The 26,201-nt window shown below is 42.3% G+C and carries 22 protein-coding genes; 2 read left to right on the top strand and 20 right to left on the bottom strand.

The genetic code is table 11. From position 1 onward, the window contains the following. Positions 1-160: 160 nt before the first annotated feature. The 8 genes from QPK24_RS03990 to QPK24_RS03955 form a co-directional block, all read right to left on the bottom strand. A complete protein-coding gene (locus QPK24_RS03990) occupies positions 161-2,065 on the bottom strand; it encodes a PAS domain S-box protein (protein WP_285746389.1) in 1,905 nt (634 codons plus the stop codon). A 61-nt stretch (positions 2,066-2,126) separates the two neighbouring features. Further along, the gene (locus QPK24_RS03985; RefSeq protein ID WP_285746387.1) at positions 2,127-2,279 is read right to left on the bottom strand and encodes a hypothetical protein; all 153 of its coding nucleotides are present in this window, start codon (positions 2,277-2,279) and stop codon (positions 2,127-2,129) included. Positions 2,280-2,301: 22 nt separating this feature from the next. Beyond that, entirely contained in the window at positions 2,302-3,162 is an 861-nt protein-coding gene (locus tag QPK24_RS03980) for a MetQ/NlpA family ABC transporter substrate-binding protein (RefSeq protein ID WP_285746385.1), read from the bottom strand. A 47-nt stretch (positions 3,163-3,209) separates the two neighbouring features. Then, positions 3,210-3,881 (bottom strand): methionine ABC transporter permease, encoded by a 672-nt coding sequence (locus QPK24_RS03975; protein ID WP_285746383.1) that lies wholly within the window; start codon positions 3,879-3,881, stop codon positions 3,210-3,212. Continuing rightward, on the bottom strand, positions 3,878-4,630 hold the full coding sequence (locus QPK24_RS03970; protein ID WP_285746381.1) for a methionine ABC transporter ATP-binding protein: 753 nt from the start codon (positions 4,628-4,630) through the stop codon (positions 3,878-3,880). The genes QPK24_RS03975 and QPK24_RS03970 overlap by 4 nt, the downstream gene beginning before the upstream one ends. 222 nt (positions 4,631-4,852) lie before the next feature. After that, positions 4,853-5,452, bottom strand: a complete 600-nt coding sequence (locus QPK24_RS03965) for a response regulator transcription factor (RefSeq protein WP_285746379.1) — start codon at positions 5,450-5,452, stop codon at positions 4,853-4,855. A 16-nt stretch (positions 5,453-5,468) separates the two neighbouring features. Then, positions 5,469-6,590: a sensor histidine kinase gene (locus QPK24_RS03960; protein WP_285749077.1), complete on the bottom strand. Its 1,122-nt coding sequence runs from the start codon at positions 6,588-6,590 to the stop codon at positions 5,469-5,471. A gap of 124 nt (positions 6,591-6,714) precedes the next feature. After that, the gene (locus QPK24_RS03955) at positions 6,715-7,782 is read right to left on the bottom strand and encodes a Delta(5) desaturase DesA (RefSeq protein WP_285746377.1); all 1,068 of its coding nucleotides are present in this window, start codon (positions 7,780-7,782) and stop codon (positions 6,715-6,717) included. Between the two features lie 222 nt (positions 7,783-8,004). Here QPK24_RS03955 and QPK24_RS03950 point away from each other — a divergent pair, with 222 nt between their 5' ends. Further along, complete coding sequence (locus tag QPK24_RS03950) at positions 8,005-8,241, top strand: DUF896 domain-containing protein (protein WP_160033935.1); 237 nt, start codon at positions 8,005-8,007, stop codon at positions 8,239-8,241. A 197-nt stretch (positions 8,242-8,438) separates the two neighbouring features. On the opposite strand, the gene QPK24_RS03945 is transcribed toward QPK24_RS03950, so the two are convergent. The 4 genes from QPK24_RS03945 to QPK24_RS03930 all read right to left on the bottom strand — a co-directional run bounded on the left by QPK24_RS03945 (position 8,439) and on the right by QPK24_RS03930 (position 14,489). After that, complete coding sequence (locus tag QPK24_RS03945) at positions 8,439-11,768, bottom strand: DEAD/DEAH box helicase (protein WP_285746373.1); 3,330 nt, start codon at positions 11,766-11,768, stop codon at positions 8,439-8,441. A gap of 93 nt (positions 11,769-11,861) precedes the next feature. Then, positions 11,862-12,743, bottom strand: a complete 882-nt coding sequence (locus tag QPK24_RS03940) for a radical SAM/SPASM domain-containing protein (protein ID WP_285746370.1) — start codon at positions 12,741-12,743, stop codon at positions 11,862-11,864. A 171-nt stretch (positions 12,744-12,914) separates the two neighbouring features. Beyond that, complete coding sequence (locus QPK24_RS03935; RefSeq protein ID WP_285746368.1) at positions 12,915-13,592, bottom strand: YkyA family protein; 678 nt, start codon at positions 13,590-13,592, stop codon at positions 12,915-12,917. Between the two features lie 24 nt (positions 13,593-13,616). Further along, the gene (locus QPK24_RS03930; protein ID WP_285746366.1) at positions 13,617-14,489 is read right to left on the bottom strand and encodes a polysaccharide deacetylase family protein; all 873 of its coding nucleotides are present in this window, start codon (positions 14,487-14,489) and stop codon (positions 13,617-13,619) included. Positions 14,490-14,720: 231 nt separating this feature from the next. On the opposite strand from QPK24_RS03930, the gene QPK24_RS03925 reads away from it, so the two are divergent. Further along, positions 14,721-15,761, top strand: a complete 1,041-nt coding sequence (locus tag QPK24_RS03925) for a serine hydrolase domain-containing protein (RefSeq protein ID WP_285746364.1) — start codon at positions 14,721-14,723, stop codon at positions 15,759-15,761. An 81-nt stretch (positions 15,762-15,842) separates the two neighbouring features. Here the strand turns inward: QPK24_RS03925 and QPK24_RS03920 are convergent, their stop codons facing one another. The 8 genes from QPK24_RS03920 to QPK24_RS03885 all read right to left on the bottom strand — a co-directional run bounded on the left by QPK24_RS03920 (position 15,843) and on the right by QPK24_RS03885 (position 25,999). Next, positions 15,843-16,478, bottom strand: a complete 636-nt coding sequence (locus QPK24_RS03920; RefSeq protein WP_285746362.1) for a DUF975 family protein — start codon at positions 16,476-16,478, stop codon at positions 15,843-15,845. Between the two features lie 71 nt (positions 16,479-16,549). Continuing rightward, positions 16,550-17,071 carry a hypothetical protein gene (locus QPK24_RS03915; RefSeq protein ID WP_285746360.1) on the bottom strand — a complete coding sequence of 174 codons (522 nt, stop codon included), beginning with the start codon at positions 17,069-17,071 and terminating at the stop codon, positions 16,550-16,552. Positions 17,072-17,108: 37 nt separating this feature from the next. Beyond that, positions 17,109-18,149 (bottom strand): hypothetical protein, encoded by a 1,041-nt coding sequence (locus QPK24_RS03910; protein WP_285746359.1) that lies wholly within the window; start codon positions 18,147-18,149, stop codon positions 17,109-17,111. A gap of 191 nt (positions 18,150-18,340) precedes the next feature. Next, the gene (locus tag QPK24_RS03905; protein ID WP_285746357.1) at positions 18,341-19,693 is read right to left on the bottom strand and encodes a sodium-dependent transporter; all 1,353 of its coding nucleotides are present in this window, start codon (positions 19,691-19,693) and stop codon (positions 18,341-18,343) included. 299 nt (positions 19,694-19,992) lie between these two features. Further along, positions 19,993-21,489: an extracellular solute-binding protein gene (locus tag QPK24_RS03900; protein ID WP_285746355.1), complete on the bottom strand. Its 1,497-nt coding sequence runs from the start codon at positions 21,487-21,489 to the stop codon at positions 19,993-19,995. A gap of 28 nt (positions 21,490-21,517) precedes the next feature. Next, positions 21,518-22,390, bottom strand: a complete 873-nt coding sequence (locus tag QPK24_RS03895) for a carbohydrate ABC transporter permease (protein WP_285746353.1) — start codon at positions 22,388-22,390, stop codon at positions 21,518-21,520. An 18-nt stretch (positions 22,391-22,408) separates the two neighbouring features. Next, complete coding sequence (locus tag QPK24_RS03890; protein ID WP_285749075.1) at positions 22,409-23,317, bottom strand: ABC transporter permease; 909 nt, start codon at positions 23,315-23,317, stop codon at positions 22,409-22,411. 324 nt (positions 23,318-23,641) lie between these two features. Further along, on the bottom strand, positions 23,642-25,999 hold the full coding sequence (locus QPK24_RS03885; RefSeq protein ID WP_285746351.1) for a helix-turn-helix domain-containing protein: 2,358 nt from the start codon (positions 25,997-25,999) through the stop codon (positions 23,642-23,644). Positions 26,000-26,201 lie beyond the last annotated feature (202 nt).

Here is a 26,201-nt window from a genome sequence, read left to right as displayed (position 1 = left end):
TCATCAAGCTCCCGTTCATGCTTTTTAAGTTAGTTACAATGTACATGAAATATGATTTATTGGCAATTATTTCTATAAATTTATAAGGGTCTGTGCTCCTTCTGCTCTTAGCTACAAGGAGTGTATCCAGTAATGGGCCGGGAAGGAACATGTACGGGATCTAATGCAATCGTAGAGTTTTAAATTTCTCGATAGCCTCGGATAATGAATTCATACTTAATGGCTTGCTTATATATTCATCCATACCCAAGGACATATATTTCTCCCGATCCCCTTTTATCGCATGTGCTGTTACAGCCACAATATAAGGACGATCCTCTGCTAGCTGTTCACGAATCAAGCGTGTAGATTCCACTCCATCCATGACCGGCATTTGAATATCCATAAACACGATATCATAGGATTCTTCTAAACAAGCTTTCAGTGCTTCTTTTCCGTTAGGTACAACGACAGCCTTATAACCTAATTTATTCATCATTTTAACAAGGACAATCTGATTAACTTCATTATCTTCTACAACAAGAATACGAAGCCCGCTGTCTATTTCATCATCGCTTCTTTGAATATGCCTATCCTCTATAAAATCGAGGTTGGTCTGCAGGGAGAAATAAGCGGTAAACACAAAACGTGAGCCAGATTGGTCTCTTCTAGGCTCATACCTTATCTCTCCGCCCATCAATTCTACCATCTTCTTGCTGATTGCAAGACCGAGTCCCGTTCCTTCGATTTGTCTTGTCATATAATGATCTACTTGGTAAAAAGGTTCGAACAGTCTGTCTGCTTTACTTTCTGGAATCCCAATACCCGTATCCAAAACTTCAAATTCAAGACACACCTCATCATCGTCTTGGTCGATCTTCTTGGCAGATAAAGAGATGCTTCCCTTCTGTGTAAACTTAATCGCATTACTGAGCAGATTAATTAAAACCTGCCTAAGCTTATTACCGTCGCCCATCAGTTTGTCAGGAATTCTCTCATCGATTGATATTTCTACATGTAAATCTTTATTCCTAGCTCTTGGCAGATTTAGATAGTAAACATCCGAAACAATCGTGTTTAACTGCATCGGTTCGATCGATAGCTCCATTCTTCCCGATTCAACTTTGGAGAAATCAAGAATATCGTTAATAATCGTTAGAAGCGCTTCCCCGCTCTGCTTAATGATGGATGCATACTGCATTTGTTCATCACACAGCTCTGTCTCCAGCAGTAAATCGGTCATTCCAATGACACCATTCATTGGAGTACGTATCTCATGACTCATCATCGCCAGGAATTCACTTTTTGCTTTGTTCGTTCTTTCCGCAGCTTCTTTTTCTATAATAAGCCGTTTCTGTTCGGTCATATCTTTCGCAATAAGATAAAAACCGACTTTATGATTATGGATAATAATAGGAGCGAGCGTAGCGAGTATTTCCACCACATGTCCATCCTTATGACGTACCACGTTAATATCACGCTCAATTGCCGTATACTCCTGATCTACAAAAGCAAGATTAGCAATGGCTTCTTCCCCTACAATACGCGAAATTCGAGTACCAATTAATTCAGAAATTGCATATCCCGTGAGTTGTTCTGCCATTTGGTTGCCATTGATGATCATTCCGTCCAGCCCAAAAGAAATAATCGCATCATGATTATACTTTTTGAGCGATGTGTACCTTTCTACACTCTCCAATAGTTTCAGTTCTGCGACCTTGCTGCTGGTGATATCTATCATATGAACAATGTAATAGGCAGGTTCTCCCGTTTGTTGATCACAATATAAAGATATATAGACACAAGCCCAGACCACATTACCGTTTCTATGTAGGTATTGTTTTTCATTCTCGAAACCAGAAGACATCTTTGGTGCAAGCTCAGTTGGCGGTATAGCTTCTGATAGTATATAGTCAAGTGCAGGAAGCGTAATAAGCTCTTCTCTGCTAAACCCTATGATTTGGCATGCTGCAGGATTCACATCGATCCATTTACCGTCTAGTGATACGAATGCAACCCCAACAGGCGCTTGAGTAAAAATGTGCTCTACTAAATTTATATTCTCTAATCGCTCCAGGTCACTCATCTCAGCACCTCCTCACATGGACTATTATACAACTAGTGAGAAGACTTGTGGACGGGTTGTTTTATGAAAAACTGCCATATTGATCAATATTTTTGTAAAAAACGGTTAAAATACGCATTTTATAAAAAGCAATGCGGGATTTTTCCTTTTTCCTCTCTTTTTCGCTATCAATCCCCACAAAAAAAAGAGATGACCTATGTGCCATAAAAGGCATGTCATCTCTCTTCTTATCCGATTTAAAATGCAGGGATCATTGTATCCTTATGATTCTCTTCAATAAATTTTCTAGCTTCATCACTTGTCAGTGCAGCTGCCAGTTTTTGAATGGCTTCAGAGTCTTTGTTGTCTTCACGTGCAACCAGCGATATTGCAAATTCCTCATCCAGCGTTTCAGTGACGATCGCATCCTTAGGTGTTAAACCAAGCGGTGACGCATAGGCAGGATAGAGAGTAACCATATCCACATCATCATAAGCACGGCCAAGCATGAGAAGATCTACTTCTTTAAACTTATAGTTCTTAGGATTGCCCGTAATATCCGACTGAAGAGCATCCATACCCACACCATCCTTCAGTGTAATCATTCCATTCTCAGCAAACATCGCAAGGGAACGTCCAATATTGGCTGGATCATTCGGAATTCCAATCGTTGCACCCTCTGGTAACTCCTCAATGCTGTTGTATTTCTTAGAGTAACCACCGTAAATAATGTGATAAATAGGTGTAACCATGACGAGGTTTGCATCATTATTTTCGTTATATTGCTCCATGAACACTTTATGCTGGAAGAAGTTCGCATCCACTTCTTTATTCTTTAGAGCTTCATTAGGCTGAATATTATCGGATACACTCACAATTTCAAGCTGAATCCCGTCTTTTTCAAGCACCGGTTTTATCGCTTCCATCATATCGACCATCGCAGACAGGCTGCTGGCTACTTTGATCTGCTGCATCTCCCCTTCTTGAGAAGCAGTAGAATCTCCTTGAGCACCCCCGTCACTGCTCTTAGAACCACAAGCAGCTAGAGTCAACATAAGTACCGTAAGCATAGCAAGTCCAAACCATTGTTTCAGGCCATTCTTTTTTGACTTCATCATCTGACATTCCTCTTTTCCTTATATTCAAAAGCAAAACATTGCACTTATTAACGCTTATCCAGAGTACGTGCCAAAAGATTCCCCAAATACTGAATAAGCTGCACGAATACAATCATAATGACGATGGTGAATACCATAAGTTCGGTTTCATACCGCTGATACCCGTATCTGATAGCAAAGTCACCAATTCCTCCGCCCCCAACGACACCGACAACCGTGGAGTAGGAAATAAAGCTGACCGCAGACAACGTTAATCCGCGTACTAATCCCGCTCTTGCTTCAACATACAAAAATTTATAAATAAACTGAAAGAGATTTGCTCCCATCGAGGACGCAGCCTCAACTACACCTTTCGGCACTTCAAGCAGCGACTGCTCAGCGAGCCTAGAGTAACTTGCGATAGCTACAACAGCAAGCGGAATAGAGGCGGCAGTTGTACCTAGAGCGGTGCCTACAATCATTCGAGTCAATGGAATCATAAAGACCACGAGCAGCAAGAATGGAAATGAACGAATGATATTTACGATAACGTCAAGTATGGTGAATAATACAACATTCTCATATTTCTGTCCTTTTCGCGTTAAGTACAGCAGTGTTCCCAGCGGAAGTCCGATTAGGATCGCAGCCGCCAGGGAGACGCCAACCATGAAAAAGGTTTGTCCGATGGCTTCCCACATTTCACTTTCGTACTTCGCTATATATGTCTCATAAAAATTCATCCTTCGCTGTCACCTGCTTCCTGCTCTTCATACCAGGCGAGCATATCAGGTGGTAATGCCCCTTCCTGAATTGGAAGCGTCCGTACAATCTTCCCTGCATCCATAAAAGATACGGCCGTACACAGACGTTCGACAACCGGTACTTCATGCGTCACAATAACGATCGTAATCTTTAATTCTTCATTAACGTGTCTAAGTACCTCGAGCACACCCGAAGTCGTCTTCGGATCAAGCGCAGAGGTGGGTTCATCACATAGCAGTACCTGAGGTTCATTGGCAAGTGCTCTTGCAATGGCCACCCGCTGTTTTTGTCCCCCGCTAAGCTGCGCAGGATACTGCTTTGCCTTGTCCTCAAGACCCACAAAACGCAAATATTCGTGTACCCGAGTTATACGTTCCGCCTTTTTCACACCGGCAAGCTCAAGAGGAATGGCTACATTCCCCTCAACAGTGCGGTTCTCAATCAGATTAAAGTGCTGAAAAATCATTCCGATCTTTCTTCTTGCTTGTCTGAGCTCCCTTTCCCTCATCCGCGTAAGCTCTTGTCCACCGATATAAACCTGTCCATCTTCGGGTCTCTCCAACAAATTCATGATGCGAAGCAGTGTTGATTTGCCAGCGCCGCTTGCCCCGATAATGCCATGAATACTGCCCTGTTCGATATGTAGCGAAACATGATCTACTACCGTCAGTCGCTCTCCATGCTTCTTAGAACCAAAACTCTTGCTGACATGGTCTAGCGATATCAAGCTTATTCCTCCTTCAATATTGACATAAAGAAAACCCGCGCAAGACATCCGTCTCGTGCGAGCATGTATTTCGATCATCGTACTACTTAAAAATGATAAATTCACATTTGTCAATTTCATTTCGCACTTTCAAATCATACCATATTGATAGGGATTTGACTCTAATTTTTCTTAAGAAATTCAGAGGAATACGGCTTCCAATTTAATGAAAGCTCTATTTTCTTATTTAAACCAGCCTTTTTCTTTAAAATGCTTAATAGCTTCAATCCGGTTGCCCACACCGAGCTTGTCTAAAATGACGGACACATAATTTCTTACCGTTCCTGTGGTGATGTATAGTTCATTGGAAATTTCTTTCGTGTTTTTGCCATCAGCGATTAGTTCCAGTACGGCTTTCTCTCGTTCCGTAAGCGGGTTTTTTTCCCCATATCCTTCGTCAACAAGTTCCGCTGCATAGATTCTTCTTCCCGCCATAACACTTCGAATCGTTTGTGCTAGTTCCTCAATCGGACTGTCTTTCAACAAATATCCGCTGACGCCCGCCTTCAGTGCCCGTTCAAAATAGCCGCTGCGAGCAAACGTAGTCAGGATCACGATTTTTACATCTAGATCCTTCATTTCTTCCGCTGCATCAAGTCCGCTTTTGATTGGCATTTCAATATCCATAATACAGATGTCCGGCCCATGTTCTTTGACAAGGTTAACCACATCTTCACCGTTATTTGCCCGTCCAATGACTTCCATATCTTCTTCTAAATCAAGTAAGGAGGCGAGGGCTCCAAGCAGCATCCGCTGATCCTCAGCAATTACAATACGAATCATATCACTCAAACTCCTCTCACATTTGACGCTGAACGGCCCGGGGCACTGCAATTCGCAGCTTGGTCCCTTCTTCTGAGGTGATCGCAAGACTGCCGTTAACAAATTCCAACCGTTCTTTCATTCCCCGAAGTCCGTTACCGCGAATTCGTTCAGGCGCGTCTTTCATCCCTTTTCCATTATCTCTTACGGTTATAACAAGTTCGGTATGATCCGGTTGGATTCTAATCTCACATATACTTGCTTCACTATGTTTAATGACATTCGTAACAGCTTCTTTCAGGCACATACCCAGCACGTTCTCTGCCATAAGGGAGACCCCTGTCAGATTATCTTCTCCTTCGATCAAGAGCTCGATGTCCGCAACCTTCAGAATCTGCCTAATACGGAACAATTCATCTTCAAACCGGGTACCTCTCATCTGGGTGACCATCTCTCTTACTTCCTTAAGAGCGGTTCTCGCTGTTAGTGTTACATCCTTCATCTCTTCCTGAGCTCGAGCTGGATTACGGGTGATCATCTTACTCGCCAGTTCACTCTTGAGACCAATAAGCGAAAGCTTTTGCCCCAGTGTATCATGTAAATCTCTTGCAATCCGCTGTCTTTCTTCCTGTTTGACCAGTTCCGATATCCGTTTATTCGCATCTTCTAGCTGACCCTGAAGCGCGTCTTGTTTATTCTTGTTATATGTACTGACAGGCAATAGAATAACAGCGATCATACTAATCAGTACAAAAGGCAGCTGTGTGATCACGACAAGATTAGCGGACGCCAGCAAATAATTGATAGTGGCAAAGGTACCGACTAAATGAATGGTATATAACGTAATAAAGCCGGCTTTATTTTGAATCGTACCAATAAAAAAAGCGAGAAATAAAGAGAAATAAACAAATCCAAAAATAACTGCCATTAAAATAGAGATGGCGATCTGCAGCCCATACCAGATATATACCGGCCACCCCTTCATCACAAGACCCAGCAAATTAGATGCAAAAAACAACATAATCGCCAGGATACCAAACACGACATATCCTTTGGAAGAGGAGCCGATGATAAAGTAAAAAGGGAGGATGAAACATACTAACCATACATACGGATTAAGACCCGTATTCTTGCGGAAAACGTCCTGCCAACGATGCATCATACTCACGAACTCACACCTGCTTCTATTCAGAAATATCAAGAAAAAATGACTATAGATTCCAAGCATCTATAGTCATTTCTCTCATTTTTAGCTTATGAAATATTGTATCATATCCTGTGCTTTAACTGACAGGCGCTGAAGTAGATACCTGATCCTTGCGGATCTCATTAAGAGCTAGCGCCCGCTTCTGCTCACGAAGCACTTTCTTATATTCTCTAAAGGTGACAAAACGTTTGCTTTTCTCATCCCAAAGCCGGAACCGCATGGCCTTTAGACTGGTTGCCACGGTGATGGTCGTCGCTTTATGCAGAGGAGGTGTCGCATTATGTGCTTCCTCCAAATGATAATTCGGCACTCTTGGACTTAGGTGATGCACATGGTGGAAACCAATATTTCCTGTAATCCACTGCAATACTTTAGGAAGTTTATAGTATGAGCTGCCTTCTACGGCTGCCTGAACATAAGACCAATCTTCTTCATTTTCAAAATAGGAATCTTCAAAAGTATGTTGTACATAGAAGAGCCAGATGCCCAGCATACTTGCAAAATAAAAGACAGGGATTTGAATCAGTAAGAAAGCTTCCCAGCCTACTATAAGACACAAAGCAGCGTAAACGGCTGCAATCAGCAGATTCGTTAAATACGTATTCATACGCTCTTTACGTTTTGCATTTTTCCGATTAAAACGATATTGAAGCAAAAATACAGCGATCGGGCCGATTCCGAACAAAACAATGGGATTACGATACAAGCGGTAATACAATTTCGTCATCCATTTAGATGACTGATACTCTTCGGTTGTCATCATCCAGATGTCGCCTGTTCCTCGCTTATCCAGATTACCGCTGGTTGCATGGTGCATCGAATGACTATACTTCCACTGCATATAAGGAGTAAGGGAAATGACACCAAGCAGTGTACCTACGATATCGTTCGCCTTGCGGCTTTTAAAGAAAGACCCATGACAGCAATCGTGAAAAATAATAAACGCACGAATGACAAACCCGGCAGCGATCAGACATAGAGGCAAAGTTATAAAATAGGAAACCGTGAGACTTTCAAAGGCTAGATACCAGAGTAAAAAAAGAGGTACCAATGTATTAATCATTTGAATGATACTGGATTTCAGTTCTGTTTTCTCATAAGGGGCTACTTCTTTTTTTAATTGAGTTTTAAAGGATGCAGACATGGCATGAACTCCTTCACGCGTAAGCTCTACGCATATAATACCTTAATTATATGGGGAGACTGTCATATGGGTAAGTCATAAACGTCAGTGATAATGTATGATAAATGTCATGCTCCATTGACAAAAGGAACTCGCCCATTTTTTAATCTTCAGGTTGCATATTACTAATACTTCAAGTAAACTGTCATATACAACTGTTACATGAAAGGAAGGTAGATAAGAATGATCATCCCTTCAATTAATAGAATTAACGAACTGAGCCGCAAGCAAAAAACAGAAGGCTTGACTGAGGAAGAGCTTGCTGAGCAGCAAGTCCTGCGTAAAGAATATCTGAAAGCTATCCGCGGACAAGTGATGTCCACTATTTCCGGGCTTACCATTGTTGATCCCAATGGTGAAGATGTTACACCAGAAAAGCTTAAAATTGAGCAACAACAAAATAAATCGAAGCTTAACTAAAGCTTCATGCGGATATATTTCGTTATAGATCAAAAAGGATAGGAACAAGGCAATTATGCCCTGTCCCTATCCTTTTTTTATTTAACACTATATTGAATCAATTTCATAATACCTTTAGTTGCTTTAATCAGGGGGATATATAGATCAAAATGGTTTTGTTTGTCTATATATAGTTACAAATTCATCATTTTAATGAGTTATGAAATTGATTCTATTGAAAGAATTTCACGAATTTCATGCTCACTGAGCGGGGAAACGGCTTCTTGCCCAGGCTGTATAATTTCTTCGATTAGATTCTTTTTGCGCTGCTGAAGTTCATACATTTTATCTTCTACCGTTCCTTGGGTCACTAAACGTATGACTTGAACTACCTTTTTCTGCCCCATACGGTGTGCTCTGCTTGCTGCTTGATCTTCAACTGCGGGATTCCACCATAAATCATACAAAATCACGGTATCAGCACCCGTCAGATTAAGCCCTGTCCCGCCTGCTTTCAGCGAGATCAGGAAAAGATCACTTTCACCTTGATTAAACCGCTCGCAGAGTTCCACTCTTTCTTGTCCTGGTGTCTGACCATCCAGATAGAAGAACGGAATTCCTTGATATCCAAGTTCTCTGCCAATGATTCCGAGCATCTCGGTAAACTGAGAGAATAACAAGATTCGTTTTCCTGCACTGCGGCTCTCCTCAATTAGTTCCATCAGCTGCTCAAACTTCGCAGAACTTCCTTGATATCCTTCCACAAACAAAGCCGGATGACAGCAAAGCTGTCTCAGTCTCGTTAACCCTGCTAAAATTCGAATACGGTTCTTCTGAAATCCTTCTTCATTTAAATGCTTTACCGTCTCTTGCCGCAGCTTAGCTAGATATGCAATGTACAGCTTTTTCTGCTCTGGCAATAACTCAGAAGCTTGCAGAGATTCGATTTTATCAGGCAGTTCCTGCAGTACATCGGATTTTACCCGGCGCAGCAGAAATGGACGGATCCGCTTCGCAATCGATTCTCTAGACAACTCCTGAAAAGCTTTTCTTCCGGAGAATAATTCGGGAAAAACCACATCATAAATGGACCATAGTTCTTCCTGGTTATTCTCGATCGGAGTACCGGTGAGTGCAAATCGATGTTTTGCTGAAAGCTGTTTGACCGATTGTGCCGTCTGTGTCGAATGATTCTTGAATGCCTGCGCTTCGTCGAGAACGAGGATATGGAACTGCTGCTTCGCATACAGATTGCCGTCTCTTCGAAGCAGTGGATACGAGGTAATGACCACATCTATTTCACTCATCTGACGAATGGCATCTCCCCGTTCTCCTTTGCTTCCATCTGCAATGACGGTTCGAAGACCAGGAGCAAATTTGCTAAGTTCATTATGCCAGTTATATACAAGCGAAGCGGGACACACGATGAGTGCCGGCATGTTGTGTTCGCGCATGGTGTCTATCTCTGACAGAATAAATGTGATGCTTTGCAGGGTTTTTCCAAGTCCCATATCATCAGCCAAAATTCCGCCGAAACCATAGGAAGCCAGCATTTTCATCCATCTGTAGCCTGTCTTCTGATAATCACGAAGTTCCGCATTCAGAGAGGAAGGTACCGGATCGTTCATCTTCTCAGGATGGGCGAGATTTTCAAGGAACTGCTGGAGGGTGTCGCTTATCTCAATCTGCTCTGATTGCCTGTCCATCAGTGACAAACCAAGGTACACAGGAAGTTTGGCTTCTCCTCTGCTTAAATCTCCCTTACGGAATCCCATCTCATTCATCAGCCTCACCATTTCCTGAAACTCAGGAGTTGTCAGCGGCTGTAACGCTCCATTTCTGAGCCGGTGATATTTGCGTTTTGCCTCCACACTCGTTAATACTTCTTTGATCTCATCATCCGGGATTCCCTTGATATCAAATTTGAATTCAAGCCAGTCCGTTCTTTCATCCAAATGAGCACGAATGAAAGGAATCACCGGTGCGGTGACAACCCTCACTTTTACCGCGGAGGTGGCAAGCACCTCAACAAGCTGCTCAAGCTGAGGCATGGTGTAGTACAGAAAATCAAACTCTGCATCCTCATCTTCCAGATAATATCCTGCTTCCGTTCTTGCAAAACTGCTGCTTTCCATGAGCCGCAGGATTTGTTCCTCCTGCACCTTGTCACGAACGAGGATACGGCCTGCCGGAGTACGCTCTTTCTCCTCCAGCGGATTAATCATGACATCTCCATACTGAAATTCAAGCCCTGCGAGCAGTTTCTCTCTCACTCGGTCTAAATACAGCCGAGCTTTAAGCGGAACTTTTACCATCTGACTCGAAATTTCTTCCCCCACATGCACGCGGCCAAGGCGCATAAGTCCTGGTACAACTTTCTCCATATAAGGTCCCATCTGCTCGGAAGGAATACGAAGTACAGGAGATTTTTTAGCTGCTAATTTATCCTTAAGTCCTGCTAAATGATGAGCAGATTGCTCTGGAATCTTATAAAAAACACCGCGATGAAGCACCATAGAATAATCTCTTAGAACGATCATCTGAAGAAGTCCCGGTATTTCCAGCTGAAATCCACTGTGATCTAACGCTTTCGAAAATTCAAAATCAAGAGGAAGCGTCTGATCAGGCAGCGAAAAACTGCTGAACAGTTCCTCTCCCTGCTGTACATAAACATCTCCGGCTCTCGATAGTAGCGGAGCAACTTTCTCCCAAGCCAGCGGCGGGATCAGCAGCATTCGATCTTGTGTGCGGGCTTTTCCTATTCCCGGATATCCGCCTAGTGACTCCAGATACATCTCTTCTTGACGCTCTAGATGAATGAGTTCAGCAAGGACCGAGTAATCTTGAGGCAAAAAGCAATGAACCTCAGGATCATACGTGAAATGTTTGGAGAACACATGTGATTCCTTGCGCGCTAGACGACTTAAAAACTGTTTTACCTGCTGCACGATATATAATCGTTTAGGACCCAGTTTCATCTCAAGACCAAGCATTTGCTTATGAAATCCATAAGGAACGGTTTTAATAATAAACTGGACCGACAGCCGCTCTCTTGTATCCAAAATGGTATTTGCAGCAGCCGCCGAAATACGTGGACTGCTGCTAAACAAAGAAAGAATGTCTTCTGCTCGCTGATTTTCTGCCTGTTCAGAGGTATCTGCACGCTGAATCCTTGGCGTTAAGTACCCCTCCGGCAGTTCAAGATCCGGGTTATACAGCAATGATGGATAAGCGCTGACTTTAGCCGTACCTTCCTCCTGCAAATAACTAATCTGAATGAGTACAGCCGCTATATGGTTGCAATAGTAATCGTGTACAGGGAATGCTGGACATGAACAACTGGCCAGTACATCTCCATTCCGATCTAAGTTCACTTCAACATCGTATCTATTCTTGGTCCCGTCTTTGACTACAGCTCGGAACTGTCCTTTATCTGAATCAGATAAGATCATTCCTACACTGCCTGAATCATACGTGTATTCTCCTTGCTCATAGAAGCGGGGACCGCAAAGCAGTTTTATTTTTCGTCGATTCAGCATAATATTCATTCGATATACTTCCCTTTCCTTATCCTCAGTCTATGAGAAAAAGCGTCCCTAAGGACGCCTTTAATAACATGATGACAGAGGCTGTCATCAGTTTTATGCACCGGCACCAAAACGTTTGCGATAACCGCATTTACGGCATAACTCTTCCACTGCCTCACGGCGGGAAAACCCATAAAATAAATCATTCGCACGTTTACTCTCCACGATCTCAGAGAATGGGGTTGCATTGATATTTCCGAGGTTAATTACCCCTTCTCCATCGAGACAACATGGAATAACGGTTCCATCTACGAGCACACCTGCCTGTGTACGAAGTCCATGACAGAAGCCTTTCCCATCATCTTCTTCCGCAGCAAGACTCGGCCACTCAAATTCATGATCCTGATTCAGATATATGTTTTTAGCGATTTTCACACCGCTGCCCGGTGTTACTTTCTCTTCAATCTTAAAATCGAGTCCAAATTCCTGTTCCAATATATCTAGTGTTTCCCGGTTCCGTTGTTTTTGCAAATTTGTCATATTGTCCTCAGTTAGATTCCAAAGCCGGAACGAAACGATAATATCTTGTTTGACTGCTTCTCTTACAAATTCAATGATACGGTAGAGATATCCTTCGCGATCCTCACTTCCCTCATGACCATCAAAACTATGAAGAGAGAAGTTCATTTGTCTCACTGCAGGTTTCCCTAAAATACGATGTCTCGCCTTTTCTATTAACGTTCCATTTGTCGTCATATTGACTTTAAAGCCTTTCGCATCAGCTGCATCAAGGAGCTGATCAAGCTTTGGATGAAGCAAAGGTTCCCCTTTTACATGCAAATAAATATGTTGGGTATGTGGTTTAATTTGATCAAGTATGTTATTAAATGTATTCAAATCCATGAACTTTGCTTGTCGCTTCGTCTGTGGGCAGAAGCTGCACGCTAAATTGCAGATACTTGTAATCTCAACATAAACTTTCTTGAATGTTTTCAAGCCCATGTACTCCAATCTGTTATCTATTATAACTTACATTATAAAGAAGCCCGCTCTATACGACCAGTAGAAGTTCCGTTTAGAGCTGTTTTACGAAGGAATTCAGCATGTAATTGAAGACCGCCCATAAAAAAGACAGTCACAACGATGTGCGGACTGCCCTCGACCTGTCTATTTTTTATTTTTAGATAAGTGCCCCTGCATTTCTGCTACAAAACTTTCATGTTCTTTATTAAAAACAGACGTTTCCTGATTGAATTTCTGTTTCAATTTATTCGCTTTCGCAAAAGCTTTATTACGTTCGCTCACTTTGCTTTTCAGCTTGGATAATGAAATGGCTTCATCTTGTTCTTCCAGCAGGACGTACAACTCTTTATCTTTTGCCAGGCTCTTATTGTACTGCTCATAAAACTCACCGAATGTCGCCTGACGCGCTTCATAATCATTCCACAGCTGGTCTGCCTTTTGAACCATTTCCTGCTCTTTCGCATCATTATGATAGACATCCAAAGCCGATCTCCAAGACTCACTTTTCACTTTGGCCTCATCCATAATCTGTTTAGCTGATTCCAGGTGCTCTTTGCGATCATCTACATGCGTAAGGGCATCTTCTAGTAAATCATCCAGCTTCGCATCCGCCTCTTTCCCTTGCTCCATAATCAGATCATATAACTCTAAATCTTGACCTTCTAAATTCGCAATCTGCTGTAGATGCTCCTGCATCTGATTTTCTGTGTTCACCGTATCTTCCATGGTTTTCATCGTATTCAGCGCATCCTCTTTACTGCAGGCTGCAAGGAGTACCATGCATACGATCAGCAGAGTACCCAGCTTCCCTTTTGACCACATAAAATTAAATCCTCCTGTGTCTATTTATAAACGTAAATCATTTTTGAAATTCATAACAAGATGATTCTCCGGGTTATAGACTTCAATCTTATACCCTTTCTTTTTCAGATGCTTGATAATCTCAGGAAGTGCCTCCAGCGTCTGCTCTTTCTCATGGAATAAAATAACTTCCACATCCTTGTGTACATCTCGTTTTACGTTGGCAATGACTTGTTTCGGGTTACCCGGCAAATCCCAATCCATAGAATCTGTGGTCCAATCCCACAGCTTAAACTGTGCTTTTGCAATATCGCCTCGGAACTTTTCGTCGATCTGCGGAGCACTGCCAAATGGGGCACGAACCAAAAACGGTTTATATCCAGTCAAATCTTGAATGATCTTTTGTTCCTGCTTCACTTCTTTTATAAAGTTGGCAGAACTTCCGCTTTTGTATAGGGTCTTATATTCATGAGTCATAGTATGCATCCCGGGATAACTGCCCTCTTCTACCATTCGCTTCACTGCATCCGGATGTTTATGTATTTCTGTCCCTACCAGAAAAAAAGTTCCCTGTACTTTATTATTTTTAAGAACATCAAGAATGTCATTCGTATATTTACTTGGACCATCATCAAAAGTGAGGTATGCAACTTTTTGAACTTTACCCTTAAACCGAACAGGCTCTTTTTTCGCCATCGGTACAACGGTAAATCCCCCTAGCATACTAGGTTGTTGTACTTCCACCGAGGATTCTGCCACTTGTGGGAATCGATCTAAAGCAAAACTTCCAATCTTCCAAATGAGAAAAACTGAGAGTGCCAAAATAAACGCGGCGATCAATACTCGATCATAACGAATTCTTCTTCTTGCTTGTCTTCCCCGAAATACGGGGCGTTTTTGTTTCCGTTGTCTTCTCAAGGTTGTCACTTCTTTCTATAATATAATAGATTCTTTTACGCGATAGTCTTCTACATTCGCTGTCGATTCCACTTGACGTAAAAGAGGAATTGTCACAATTTGTGGTTATTTCTTAGCCCCAGATATAAGATTAAAGGAATTCCCTATCTGTTGAATGACAACGAGGTTACAATTCAGATAAAATAAACGTAATAACTACATACAACTTTTTCCAAAGGAGCATACCGAATCGTGAGTCCGTATTTGTCACAAATCATCCAAAGTATGGTTAATCGGAATCTCGAAACCTATTATAACAAACATAAAGAGTCCGTACTTGTTATTGGAACCGTGTACGGAAACGAAAGACGAGTCTATGGAATAGGTGATATCCAGCCCTATACTACGACAAACTACAGTGAACTAATCTATGAAATCGGGTCTATTACAAAACTATTCACGACGACATTACTAGCACATTTACATCATGACCGGTTCCTTGATATCGATGATTCGTTAGGACAATATATCCCGCTTCTCCCTCCCGACTCACCGGTTACATTTCGTCATCTGGCGACGCATACCTCGGGTCTTCCGGAAAAGCAAATCTGGAGAAAAATCCGTAACTTATTCGATTCTGAGAAAGGCCGTGACTCCTGTTCCACTTTCAATTTGTCTGAAGCTGCTTTCTACTTACGGCGCGCTACCGCGGAAAGTGTAGGAAAGACTTACCGTTATTCCAATGCCGGAATCGGTCTGCTTGGTCATATTCTTGCTACAGAGATGCAGACTTCCTATGAGCATGCTGTACAAGACATGATTACCATCCCCTTGGAAATGCCAGACACTTCTATTCATCTCACAAACGAAGGGATGACAAGACTCGTTCCTGGATACAGAGGACGCCTGGCTGCTCCACCAATAGAGCTGCATGATTTTCCCGGTACGGGTGCACTCCGTTCTACAGCTAGTGATCTGCTGACTTTTCTTTCCGCTCATATGGGTGTACATCCAAATAGGGAAATTTTTGATATTTATTCTATTACCCAAAAAAACTATTTCCAAAAAAATAACCAGCTCAGAATCGGGTTAGGCTGGCATCAGAATGCACAAGAAGGAATCCTCTATCACAGTGCTGGCACTCATGGATATCAAAGTTTCATCGGTTTTCGTCCTGATCTGCCTTTTGGTGTTGTGATCTTAGCAAATATTCGTAATCACAGCCATCTAAACCCGACTACCATGGGGATGGAACTTCTGCTTGCGGCAAAGCAAGGGATTAAAAAAAGCTGAGGCTTTAGGAACTTCAGTTTCCTAAGGCGTCAGCTTTTTCATTTCTAAAAAGTCTTAGGGTAAGAGGTAACGCAAGGTAATCTATTGTTCTTTGAGTTCATCATAGAATACAGCTTGTGCTGCTGAGAAATAAGGTCCTACAAAGAACCAAGCAAGTCCAAAAGTGATTGCTGTTAACAAAAACCATCCAATAAAGCTAAGAAGGAACAGAACATATTTCCACTTATATCCGTTCATAAGTCTTCTGCTCTCTGTGATCGCTTGGGTTGCTGAATATTCAGGATGATCCCTTAATACGTACAACGTCTGTGAATAAGAAATACTTTTAATAATTCCTGGAACGATGAGCAGCAGAGTCCATAATAGGATAAAGAAGATCATTACAATATACGTCCATATTAACTTTAAGGTTAATCTACCGTCTTGGTATATTTTAAAAATATTACGGATTTGCGCTTTCTCTTTCCTAATAAGATTGATGTAAAACCATGTTACGCCGACATAAAACGGCATTAATACAATCTCATATACAAAACTAAAAAGGGACCCAGGTGCCTCATCGTTAACCCAGGACTCAACCCCTCCACTTCTTTGCATATCCATCGCTGTTGGGATAAGTACGGTAATTATGGAGATAAGGACCGTTAGTAAGATGGCTTTTCCCCAGTTTCCTTTCAGCGCATCAAGTGAGCGGCGTTTCATTTTCATAATGCCCATTATTTATTCATTCCTCCTGTCAAAACTCGATTATAGCACGGTTATTCAGCACAGGGAACCTTGCGTAAAGATTACTTTATTTGGTCTCTCAGCTCCTGAACCGTTTGCACGGCATAGAGTGCTAGTTCTGGAATATCACTCATCTGTTCTTCGTTAATTTTCCGAGGGAATAATATTTCGGTTGTACTGAGCATCGGCGATAACTTCCTTGGATCGTATACGTAACTAATTGTCTGGGTCAGCGTCTGATTTGGCCAAATTTTCTCTATCACCTGCTGAATCTGCGGACAGTTTTTATCGGGGTTTGATATTGGCATTATGTATCTGATGGTCAGTACACAGCCTGGCTCTGCACCCTTCTGTTCCAAAATTTCAGAGGCCAGCTCTTGCAGTGAAGCTGCAAGTTCGATTTCACCCGTAATCAGGTCATCGTCCGTTAATTGAAACTGGATCCGAAATAATCGTGACATCACCGCGAGTTCCATCCGGTCTACTCTGCCCGTAATGCGAATACGCTGATCTAAATTGTCCATATCATACAGCTCATTCTCCAGTGCTACTTTTAAGTTATCAAAAACAGTAGGGTCAAACATAATAGCTCCTTTCCACATTACCTATCAAGATTACAGCCTAAAGAAATGAAAGTGACATATACTGAACTCTCTTGTCTTTGATATACAGATGTAGATAATGCTTTTCATCCACCTGGTAGCTCCATCTACTTTTGGTCATTTTACTAGGCTCTCCGAGCCGGCTTACCACATCATACGTGCTGCTGCCAATGGATATTCCATCAGCCGTCTCTACTTCGCTATTCGTAAAAAAGACACTTAAACCCGTAAATAAAACACCATTTTTCTCGTCTACAAGAATGGTCTTGATTTTGTCTTCCCAAATCGAATAAAAATGCATCTTCTGTATGTACTTAGGATCTCCCTTGATCTGATCATCCCATTCAGCAAAGTTCTGATTCTGCACCTTCAGTTCATTCGCCTTGTAATGAGCACTTTTATTAAGTACATATTCGGAGGGATCTTCCGTCTCCATATCCGCCATCCTCATTTCACCGAGCGTAGCTAAGATGGTGCTGGGCCGGCAAAATAAATTCATATATACTATCGTGTTATATGCAGCATAATACCTTTGTCCACCTAGAAGGTAGGTGTTACTATTCAGATCATAAGCAACTGAGTACACTACATCTTCTGCATGAAAACGAATATAAATAATCTCCTCATTAGATGGTTCAGGAATATCGGCTTTGGCAGTGGATAAATTAATGCTGCCAAATGCTTCGAGTATCATACTGTTATTCTGGGGCGGGGTGCTAAACGTTTTTTCACCCTCATTCGTATGGATCAAAATGCTTGTCTTTCGGATTGAATGTATCGCAAAAGAAATCTGATCTTTAATTCTGCCTTGATCAGACGTCAGCGGCACAGCAAGATCATTGGGAAAATAAGGATTCGCTGGTTCCTTTACCTGATCCTCACTTTCCTCTGAATAAGCATACTGCTTAGTCTCATAGGATTCGGAGGTTGTCTCCGGACTTCTGTGATCTATGGGGGTACGCTCTTTACCCTGGATATAAAACAAAATGATTGTAATCAAAGTCAATACAATCATCAGCAGACTTATGGTCAATAACTCCATTCTTCGCAAACTTTTCATTGTAGAAACTCCCCTCTCGAAGGAACAGTTTCACCCTATCTTTCAAAGATGTATTTTCAATATAGCAGATGCACGCAGAGATAATTGTCGAAATTTGTTGTTTGTTGCTATCCATCTTCATAAGATAATGAAAAGAGGCTCCCCTATAAGAAAAGGGAAGCCTTACATTTCGTTATATTTTTGTTTCTGCTTTATTCGAATTTTAGAATTCCAGTTGAATGTAAGAATACAAAAATCATCAGAATTGGTGCTACATAACGAAGCATGAACAGCCAGATACGGAACCATTTTGTCGTAAGGCCTGCTTCTTTTGCAGCCGTCTTCCAAAAGTATCCCGCAAATAGAGTAACAATGAGTCCGCCAATAGGAAGCAGCCAGTTCGAAGCAAAGAAATCTACATAGTCAAAGAAATTTCGTTCCCCGATATTAATCTTCATCAGACCCATGGAAAGAGCTGACGGAATACTCACCAAGAAGATCAGCAGAGAAATAATCCACACTGCATTATTACGACTCCAGTTCCATTTTTCCATCGCATGCGTAACGGGTACTTGAAGCAAGGATACTAGAGAAGTCAGCGCGGCAATTGCCAGCAGAACAAAGAACAGACCTCCGAACAACCAGCCCAGCGGCATCGCTGAGAAAGCAGCCGGCAAAGCTACAAATACAAGCCCTGGTCCGGAACTTGGATCAATCCCAAAAGCAAATGTTGTCGGGAAAATGATCAGACCTGCTATGAAAGCATAGATCAAATCACCTACACCTACAGCAAGAGTAGCTGATCCTAGCGATTGGTTCCGATCCACAAATGCTCCGTACGTAATCATAGTACCCATTCCCAAAGATAAAGAGAAGAAAGCGTGTCCGAGTGCAACAAGTCCGGCCTCTGGAGTAAGCTTTGAGAAATCAGGAGCCAGGAAGAAATTCACGCCTTCCATCGCACCTGGCAGTGTGATCGAACGAATCATAAGAATGACAAGCAGAACAAGCATTCCAGGGATGAGTATTTTGTTAAACTTCTCAATTCCCCCAGATATCCCTTTTATAACAACCAAAGCAACGATCGCCATCGCAACAAATGCCCAGACTAAAGGCAAGTAACTTCCTGTAAACTTAACAAACTGAGCATCGAAATCTACTCCCGCCGTCATCTGCCCGCTAAAGGACAGTACTGCATAGTGAAGAGTCCAGCCAGCTACTAAGATATAGAACGTCATGATTAGGAAAGGAGCAATTACGGAGATAAATCCTAGTTTTCCCCAAATTCTCCCTCCCCCTGCTTTTACGAAGGATGAAGCTGCACTTCCCCGGCCCGCCCGGCCGATTGACAGCTCAGCAAGCAGAACAGGAAGTCCTACTGCAACCAGACATGCAATAAATAATAGGAAGAAGGCTGCGCCTCCATTTTCCCCTGTGATATAAGGGAATTTCCACATATTACCGAGTCCAACTGCACTGCCGATTGCGGCTAATATAAATCCTTTTGAAGAAGAGAACCGTTCGCTGGTTCCTGTGCCTTTTTCATTTGTGTTAATTGGTCCCATGAAGCCCTCCATCTCGGTTAAATCCGTACTCATATTTATGACTAACTACTAAATAAATAATAATGTATTATACAAGATAGAACTTTAAACGTATATATGTAATGTTATGTTAAATAACGAATAAGTCTTTTTACCTGAACAAGAGACATGAAAATACATCAAAACGAAAATGTTTTTTCTATTTATTTCATTTTTTAAGATATATCTTATTTTTCGACTTTGTTACATCTCATCAAAACAATAAATAGAGACAGTGTTTAACTGCCTCTATCTCTATCTCTATCACACTTGCCTGTCTCTTATTTATTAATATTCAAGTAAGCTTCCTTATATTCAGCCATCAATTGGTTGCCGCCTTGCTTCTTCCATTGTTCGATCGCTGCCTGCCAGCCAGCTTCATCTATTTGACCCATAATATATTTCGTCTGTGCATCAGTGGTCATCAGTTCCAGCTCCTTACCCCGCTCCGAATAGATTGCAGAATCTAGAGTCAACGCAGGGTTAGGCACGATAAACTCATCATTTTCTTTTACAAACTTTTGGCTTTTACGGAACAGATCTGGCTGTTTGGCCAGCTTTTCAATATTATAGTTTTCGTTACGGTTCGGCATCGTATCACGGTACGGCTTCACTTCTTTCAGATCCGCATCACGGTCCAGTACCTCCGTTACATCACCTGCATCCTTCCAGTGTTTGTTCTCTACCCCTTTAACTAAAAGAGTCGCCATTTCTGGATCCATCAACTGGTCAACAAATTTTAGAATCAGCTTCATTTCTTCTTCTGTTTTTACCGTCTTCTTAGGAATCGCCAGGAATCCTGCGTTGCCTGTCTCTCCAGGGAGTCTTCGCCCTTCGGGACCGGTAACTGGAGCCACATCAATCACGGCTTCTGGAACGTTCTTGATCACTTTATCCTGCCAAGACTGGGCATTCCCTCCGGAGAAACGAATTCCCGCACGGCCTGACTCGTATAACTTATCAATTTCGCTTGTGTCTACGACTGCAAAATCTTGATTGATTAAACCTTCCTCATACAGACGCTTTACCAGTTTCATGGTTTCAAAGTAAGGCTCGGTCATAAATTCCGGTGTGAAATTACCTTCTTCATCCACTGCCCATTTGTTAGGCGCACCTTGGGAGACGGCGAGTCGAGTCAGTGTTGAGGCTGCCTCTTGATTATACTTTTTATCAAATACTAGGCCATACGTATCGTCTTTTCCGTTCTTATCTGGATCTTTCTTAGCAATCGCTTTCATCACATTATACCAGTCATCCAGGGTAACAGGAGCCTGCAGCCCAAGTGTATCGAGCCAGTCTTTCCGGTAGTGCAGCGTTGCCCTTCCGAGGTCACGGAACAAAGGTACTCCGTATATTTTACCGTTTACGCTGATGTTTTGATAGAATTCCTCGCTCTGTGCTGCCAGGTTAGGGTAATCTTTGATAAAAGGTCCCACTTCCCAAAACTGTCCATTTTTGAGAGCTCCAATCGTTGTGGGATTATATCCGAGCTTGATTAGCTGAGGCAGCTCTTCTGATGCAATCATTACATTCACTTTTTCATCATAAGCAGACGCGGGGATCCACTGGATATTAAGATCAGTATTCGTGTACTCCATAATGGCTTTCTCGATCTCATTTCCTTTTGTCGGAATCTCCCCTACCTGATTTACAACATATTTCAGTGAATAAGGCTTACTTCCATCGAGCACGGCAGCTTCTTTTCCCGCGCCGCATGCGGATAATACCAGTGCAGCAGTCATAACGGAAGCGGACAACAAATGAACTTTCTTCTTCATCTTTTTTCCCCCTATATCAAATGATAATTTAACCCTTAACTGAGCCCAGCATTGCTCCTTTAGCAAAGTGTTTTTGCAGGAACGGATATACGACCAAGATAGGAAGTGTAGCAAACACGATGACCGCCATTCGAATCGTCAGCGGCTGGATCTCCGCGTCATCAATATTGGTGTCTCCTATGCGGCCGGATGCGAGAATCACGATCTCACGAAGTAAGACTTGAATAGGCCATTTTGTATTGTCATTGATATAAAGAATTGCGTTAAAGAACTGGTTCCAATGTCCAACGGCGTAGAACAGACCAAAAGTCGCCATCGCCGGTAAAGATAAAGGCAGGACAATCCGAATAAGAACGCCCAGATCATTACATCCATCGATCTTTGCGGAATCTTCCAGTCCATCAGGAATTTGTTGAAAGAAATTTTTTAGCACGATGAGGTTAAAAGCACTGATTGCCGTAGGAATCATTAAGGACCATAAGGTATCCGTTAAATGGAGCGCTTTTACGACAAAGTAAGTGGGGATGAGTCCGCCGCCGAACAGCATCGTGAACAGTACTCCCATCATAATTGTCCTGCGTCCGCGAAGATGTCTTTTCGCCAATGGATAAGCCATGAGTGAAGTGAATACCAGGTTAATGAACGTACCGACTACTGTAATGTAGATTGAAACCATCATACTTCGCATCAATGTATCGGTAGAAAAAATGTAACGATACGCCGAGAGTGACCATTCCTTCGGAAATAGAATGATTCCGCCTTGAGCCACTTGAGCTGGGCTCGTGAAAGAGACAGCGACTACATATATAAAAGGCAGTGAGCATGCTAAAGCCACAAACAGCAGCAGTGAGTTGTTGATGATATCAAACAGCCGGTTTCCGATGGTTTTATCTTGTTTCATTGCATTTGACCCCTTCCTTTAATAAACGCCTTCTTCACCAAACCGTTTAGCCAGCCAGTTTGCCGAGACGACAAGGACCAGTCCCACAACTGATTTGAATAATCCAACAGCTGCAGAGTAGCTATACTGCGCCTGGGTCAACCCTTTCACATAGACGTACGTATCAAACACTTCACCTACATCCCGAGTGGTTGGGTTCAGCATCAGGAAGATTTGCTCGAAACCGGAATCGAGGAAATTACCAAGCCGAAGAATGAGCAAAATAACAATGGTACTTTTAATCGCAGGCAGAGTGATATGCCACAACTGACGCCATCTCCCTGCTCCATCCATTCTCGCTGCTTCATACAGCTGAAGATCTACGCCAGCCAGTGCAGCAAGAAAGATAATGGTCCCCCAGCCGACTTCTTTCCATATAGACTGCGTTACGATCATTGAGCGGAACCATTCTGGATCTTGCAGAAAAGCGATTTTCTTACCTGTTAATTGGAATAAAAATTCATTAATCAGTCCATTCTCCGTCGTAAAGAGCATGTAGAATATACCTACTACTACAACCCATGATACAAAATGCGGAATATATACTAAGGTTTGGACAAATCTTTTATAAAAAGAAGACCTGACCTCATTCAGCATCAATGCAAGCACAATAGGGAGCGGAAAGAAAAAAATTAAGTTATATAGCGCAAGGATTGCTGTATTACGGAATAACATCCAAAACTGCGGTTCACCAAAAAATCTTTCGAAATGCTTGAAACCTACCCATGGGCTGTCAAAAAAACCGAGGTAAGGTTGATAGTCCTGAAAAGCCATCGTAATGCCGTACATGGGAACATACTTGAAAATAATAAAGTAAGCTATACCCGGCGCTAACATGAAATACAACCATCGATCCCGGATTAGATCACGCATGACCGCACCCTTCATCTTAGATTTAGGTACGAATACATCTACCTGATCCGGATTATGTAACGTCGATTCGCTCTTCATCTGCGGTATTTACCTCCTTTGTCGCTTGGTGACCTGATTATGACATTCAGGAATCAGTGCAAGCTATACCTACGGGGCAACCTCCACAGCAGGTTAATCAAATACCGCTGATAATACCTGTCATTACCGTACTTATGCGCAGCAGGCAACCAGTGATGTGCAGGGTACAACTTTATCGTTTTTACTGCTTATATAAAAAAGCAGCACCCCGAAAATTTCGGTATGCTGCTTCTAAGAAAAGAAGGTGAATCCTCCCTCTTTTCAGGCATGATCTACAGACTTCCCTTCTGCAGCCATTTGTGAACTGCTTCGCTCTTCTCTATATTGGCCTGGCGTTGATCCGTACATTTTACGAAATGCCCGAATAAAGGCACTGATGTTTTTATATCTTAATTTCTCACCAATCTCCGAAATTTTCATGTTTGTCGTCTCCAGCATGTGTTTAGCCATCTTCATTCGGAACTCACTTACGTAATCACTAAAGGTACGCCCTACCTCTTTCTTAAATACACGCCCTAAATACACCGGATGAAAATGAAGCTCTGCTGCAATCGCTTCGAGTGTGAGTTCCTGATCATAACGTTCATGGATAATGGACACCATTTTTTCAGCTGCGCTGACAAACTGACTCTCCTGCCGTTCTTGCAGGATATCTACAATCGGTGTAAGCAGCCGATGCTCAAACCATGACCTAATCTCCTCGTGAGTCTGTAGTTTTAGGAATCGCTCAATCGTTTTTTCTCCTTCAATGATCTTATGGACCGGGATTCCTTGTTCTTGAACAATTTGCAGAATTCGCATTATCAGCTGCAAAAGTAGAATTCGTCTTTCTTTGACGTAGCTGTTCTTGTGCAATACAGCAGACAAATACTGGTCCAGCATCCCCATGGTTTTCTCAAGATCTGCTTCCCGTAAGGAGTGTACCATCTGCTCTTCAAGCGGTTTGAGATGTCCATATACTGCTGTTTCGCCTGACGCACGTTTGTCGATTTCTTCAACACAGACAATCATGCCGGAACCAAGGCTGTTTCTGCAGCGCAGCGCTTCCAGACTTTCCCCATATGCAATGACCGCATCTGCGATATTTTGAAAAGGTCTGCTCACCCCGATACTGATCTGAAGCTGTAAATATTCCTTTGCTTTAGCTTGTATCATTTCAGCTTGCTCGACTGCATATTCTAAAATTTCTTCTCTGCTTCCGTCCTGATTCGCAATCAATGTGATCTGAGTTTCACCAAGCAAAACGGGACTAAATCTGCGATCAGGGGGCAGCAATTCCTCTACGATATTATTTAGCGCGAATAATAAAAGTTCACGATCCTCATCTGCGTACCTCGTGTAGGAAAGATCATCAATCTGAATGGCAAAGACGAGCAGATGCTTCCATTCTCTTGGAAACCCGTACATATCAGAGCGCTGTAACAACTCTTCCTCCGACATTTGCCCTGTGAAAAGTTTGATCACAAAAAATTCGCGTAAATGCCGAATTTGTCCTTGCATTACGTGTTTCAGTTTACTTTTGGTAGAAGCCAGTGCCTTAATACCTTCCTGAATCAGCACTAAATCATCCTTCTGCTCTATCATGCCTGCTTCTTCGTTGGCTTCTCTAGTGAGCTGCGTTAGATAACGAATTGGCTTATACATACGCTGGCTGCCAAAGTATGAAATTGCCGCTACTAGAAGCAGGATAGAAACACAAACAGCGATCGTCATGAGACCGATGGACTGGGATTCCTTGGTTACAGCAGCGATTGAGGTAACAGATACGTACACCCAGTCATTGTAACTAGAAACACGGTAACTCACTCCAAGCTTCTGGCCGCCTGACTTTGTGTTAAAAAAACCACTGGAAGAAGATGTAATCCTTATTTGTTCCCTAATGGCATGGCTAATCTCTGCATACTCTCTTTTCTCCGAAGCGGAAGAGAGAAACATTTGGCCTGAAGCATCAAGGATATAGCTGTTTCCGAGTTCCCTACTCTTCGTCAGCACGCTTCTGATCTCATCTGACATCACCCGAACAACAATCATGCCTTCCGGTTTATCCGTACCCGCGAGTAAAGGCAGCTTATAGATCAAACTGATCGTTTCTTCGGGAACCTCCAGCGCATCCATTGAGTCATCACTGCCCAGCTCCGTTTGAGCTGCAGGTTGAGTTTTTGCTCTTGTATTCCACATCAGCCCCTTAGATTCACTTGCATAGGCTTCAAATTCATCTAGATTCGGTAAGTCCTGAAGCTTTCGGAGTGCAGCAAAATGAAGTGCCCATTCTTTTTCAAATTGAATAATATACGCATCTTTAATATCAGCTGAAGACCGCAGATTCGCCATCTCATTCGTAAGCTTTCGAACGGTAACAAAGTCTTCGTTGGTAAGGGATTGATGAAAGGCTTCCTGAACCAAAGCTGTGTTTGCAAACTGGGTGACGGAATCTTCTAACGTATGCAGCATTTGCTCTACTTGCATTTCAGTCTGTTGTAACATAAGCATATTGGCTGCCTGTACTTTATCCTTAACATCTTGAGAAGCTGTGATGTAAGAAAACAGGCCGATAAATAGGGTAGGTACCGCACCGAGTAAAAGACAGAACACCAAAAGCTTGATCCAATAGTTGCGCATAACTCACCCTCCACCTCTAACTCAAGCTTAATTAATATGGCAGCGTTTACAAATCTATTCAAAATAATTACTAATTAATGTCAAATTCTACTATGTATATTTCATTCGACATGTCTTAAATGACTCCTTTTTACTTGCATCAAATCGTTGTATACAAAAATAGAGGCACCCTGTCTGCATGTAAGCAAACGGGATACCTCTA

Origin of the sequence: Paenibacillus polygoni (assembly GCF_030263935.1) — a bacterium.
GTDB lineage: Bacteria > Bacillota > Bacilli > Paenibacillales > Paenibacillaceae > Paenibacillus > Paenibacillus polygoni.
The sequence above is the reverse complement of the archived record's forward strand: the minus strand, read 5'-3'. Positions and strand labels throughout refer to the sequence as shown.

Excerpts from the sequence above, each read along its gene's own strand:
- QPK24_RS03960 (WP_285749077.1), bottom strand. The coding sequence starts at position 6,590 with ATGCATCGTTGGCAGGACGTTTTCCGCAAGAATACGGGTCTTAATCCG.
- QPK24_RS03920 (WP_285746362.1), bottom strand. The coding sequence starts at position 16,478 with ATGGGCATTATGAAAATGAAACGCCGCTCACTTGATGCGCTGAAAGGA.
- QPK24_RS03955 (WP_285746377.1), bottom strand. The coding sequence starts at position 7,782 with ATGTCTGCATCCTTTAAAACTCAATTAAAAAAAGAAGTAGCCCCTTAT.
- QPK24_RS03985 (WP_285746387.1), bottom strand. The coding sequence starts at position 2,279 with ATGCCTTTTATGGCACATAGGTCATCTCTTTTTTTTGTGGGGATTGAT.
- QPK24_RS03990 (WP_285746389.1), bottom strand. The coding sequence starts at position 2,065 with ATGAGTGACCTGGAGCGATTAGAGAATATAAATTTAGTAGAGCACATT.
- QPK24_RS03980 (WP_285746385.1), bottom strand. The coding sequence starts at position 3,162 with ATGATGAAGTCAAAAAAGAATGGCCTGAAACAATGGTTTGGACTTGCT.
- QPK24_RS03945 (WP_285746373.1), bottom strand. The coding sequence starts at position 11,768 with ATGAATATTATGCTGAATCGACGAAAAATAAAACTGCTTTGCGGTCCC.
- QPK24_RS03950 (WP_160033935.1), top strand. The coding sequence starts at position 8,005 with ATGATCATCCCTTCAATTAATAGAATTAACGAACTGAGCCGCAAGCAA.
- QPK24_RS03890 (WP_285749075.1), bottom strand. The coding sequence starts at position 23,317 with ATGAAGGGTGCGGTCATGCGTGATCTAATCCGGGATCGATGGTTGTAT.
- QPK24_RS03935 (WP_285746368.1), bottom strand. The coding sequence starts at position 13,592 with ATGTGGTCAAAAGGGAAGCTGGGTACTCTGCTGATCGTATGCATGGTA.
- QPK24_RS03910 (WP_285746359.1), bottom strand. The coding sequence starts at position 18,149 with ATGAAAAGTTTGCGAAGAATGGAGTTATTGACCATAAGTCTGCTGATG.
- QPK24_RS03900 (WP_285746355.1), bottom strand. The coding sequence starts at position 21,489 with ATGAAGAAGAAAGTTCATTTGTTGTCCGCTTCCGTTATGACTGCTGCA.
- QPK24_RS03905 (WP_285746357.1), bottom strand. The coding sequence starts at position 19,693 with ATGGGACCAATTAACACAAATGAAAAAGGCACAGGAACCAGCGAACGG.
- QPK24_RS03895 (WP_285746353.1), bottom strand. The coding sequence starts at position 22,390 with ATGAAACAAGATAAAACCATCGGAAACCGGCTGTTTGATATCATCAAC.
- QPK24_RS03975 (WP_285746383.1), bottom strand. The coding sequence starts at position 3,881 with ATGAATTTTTATGAGACATATATAGCGAAGTACGAAAGTGAAATGTGG.
- QPK24_RS03965 (WP_285746379.1), bottom strand. The coding sequence starts at position 5,452 with ATGATTCGTATTGTAATTGCTGAGGATCAGCGGATGCTGCTTGGAGCC.
- QPK24_RS03885 (WP_285746351.1), bottom strand. The coding sequence starts at position 25,999 with ATGCGCAACTATTGGATCAAGCTTTTGGTGTTCTGTCTTTTACTCGGT.
- QPK24_RS03915 (WP_285746360.1), bottom strand. The coding sequence starts at position 17,071 with ATGTTTGACCCTACTGTTTTTGATAACTTAAAAGTAGCACTGGAGAAT.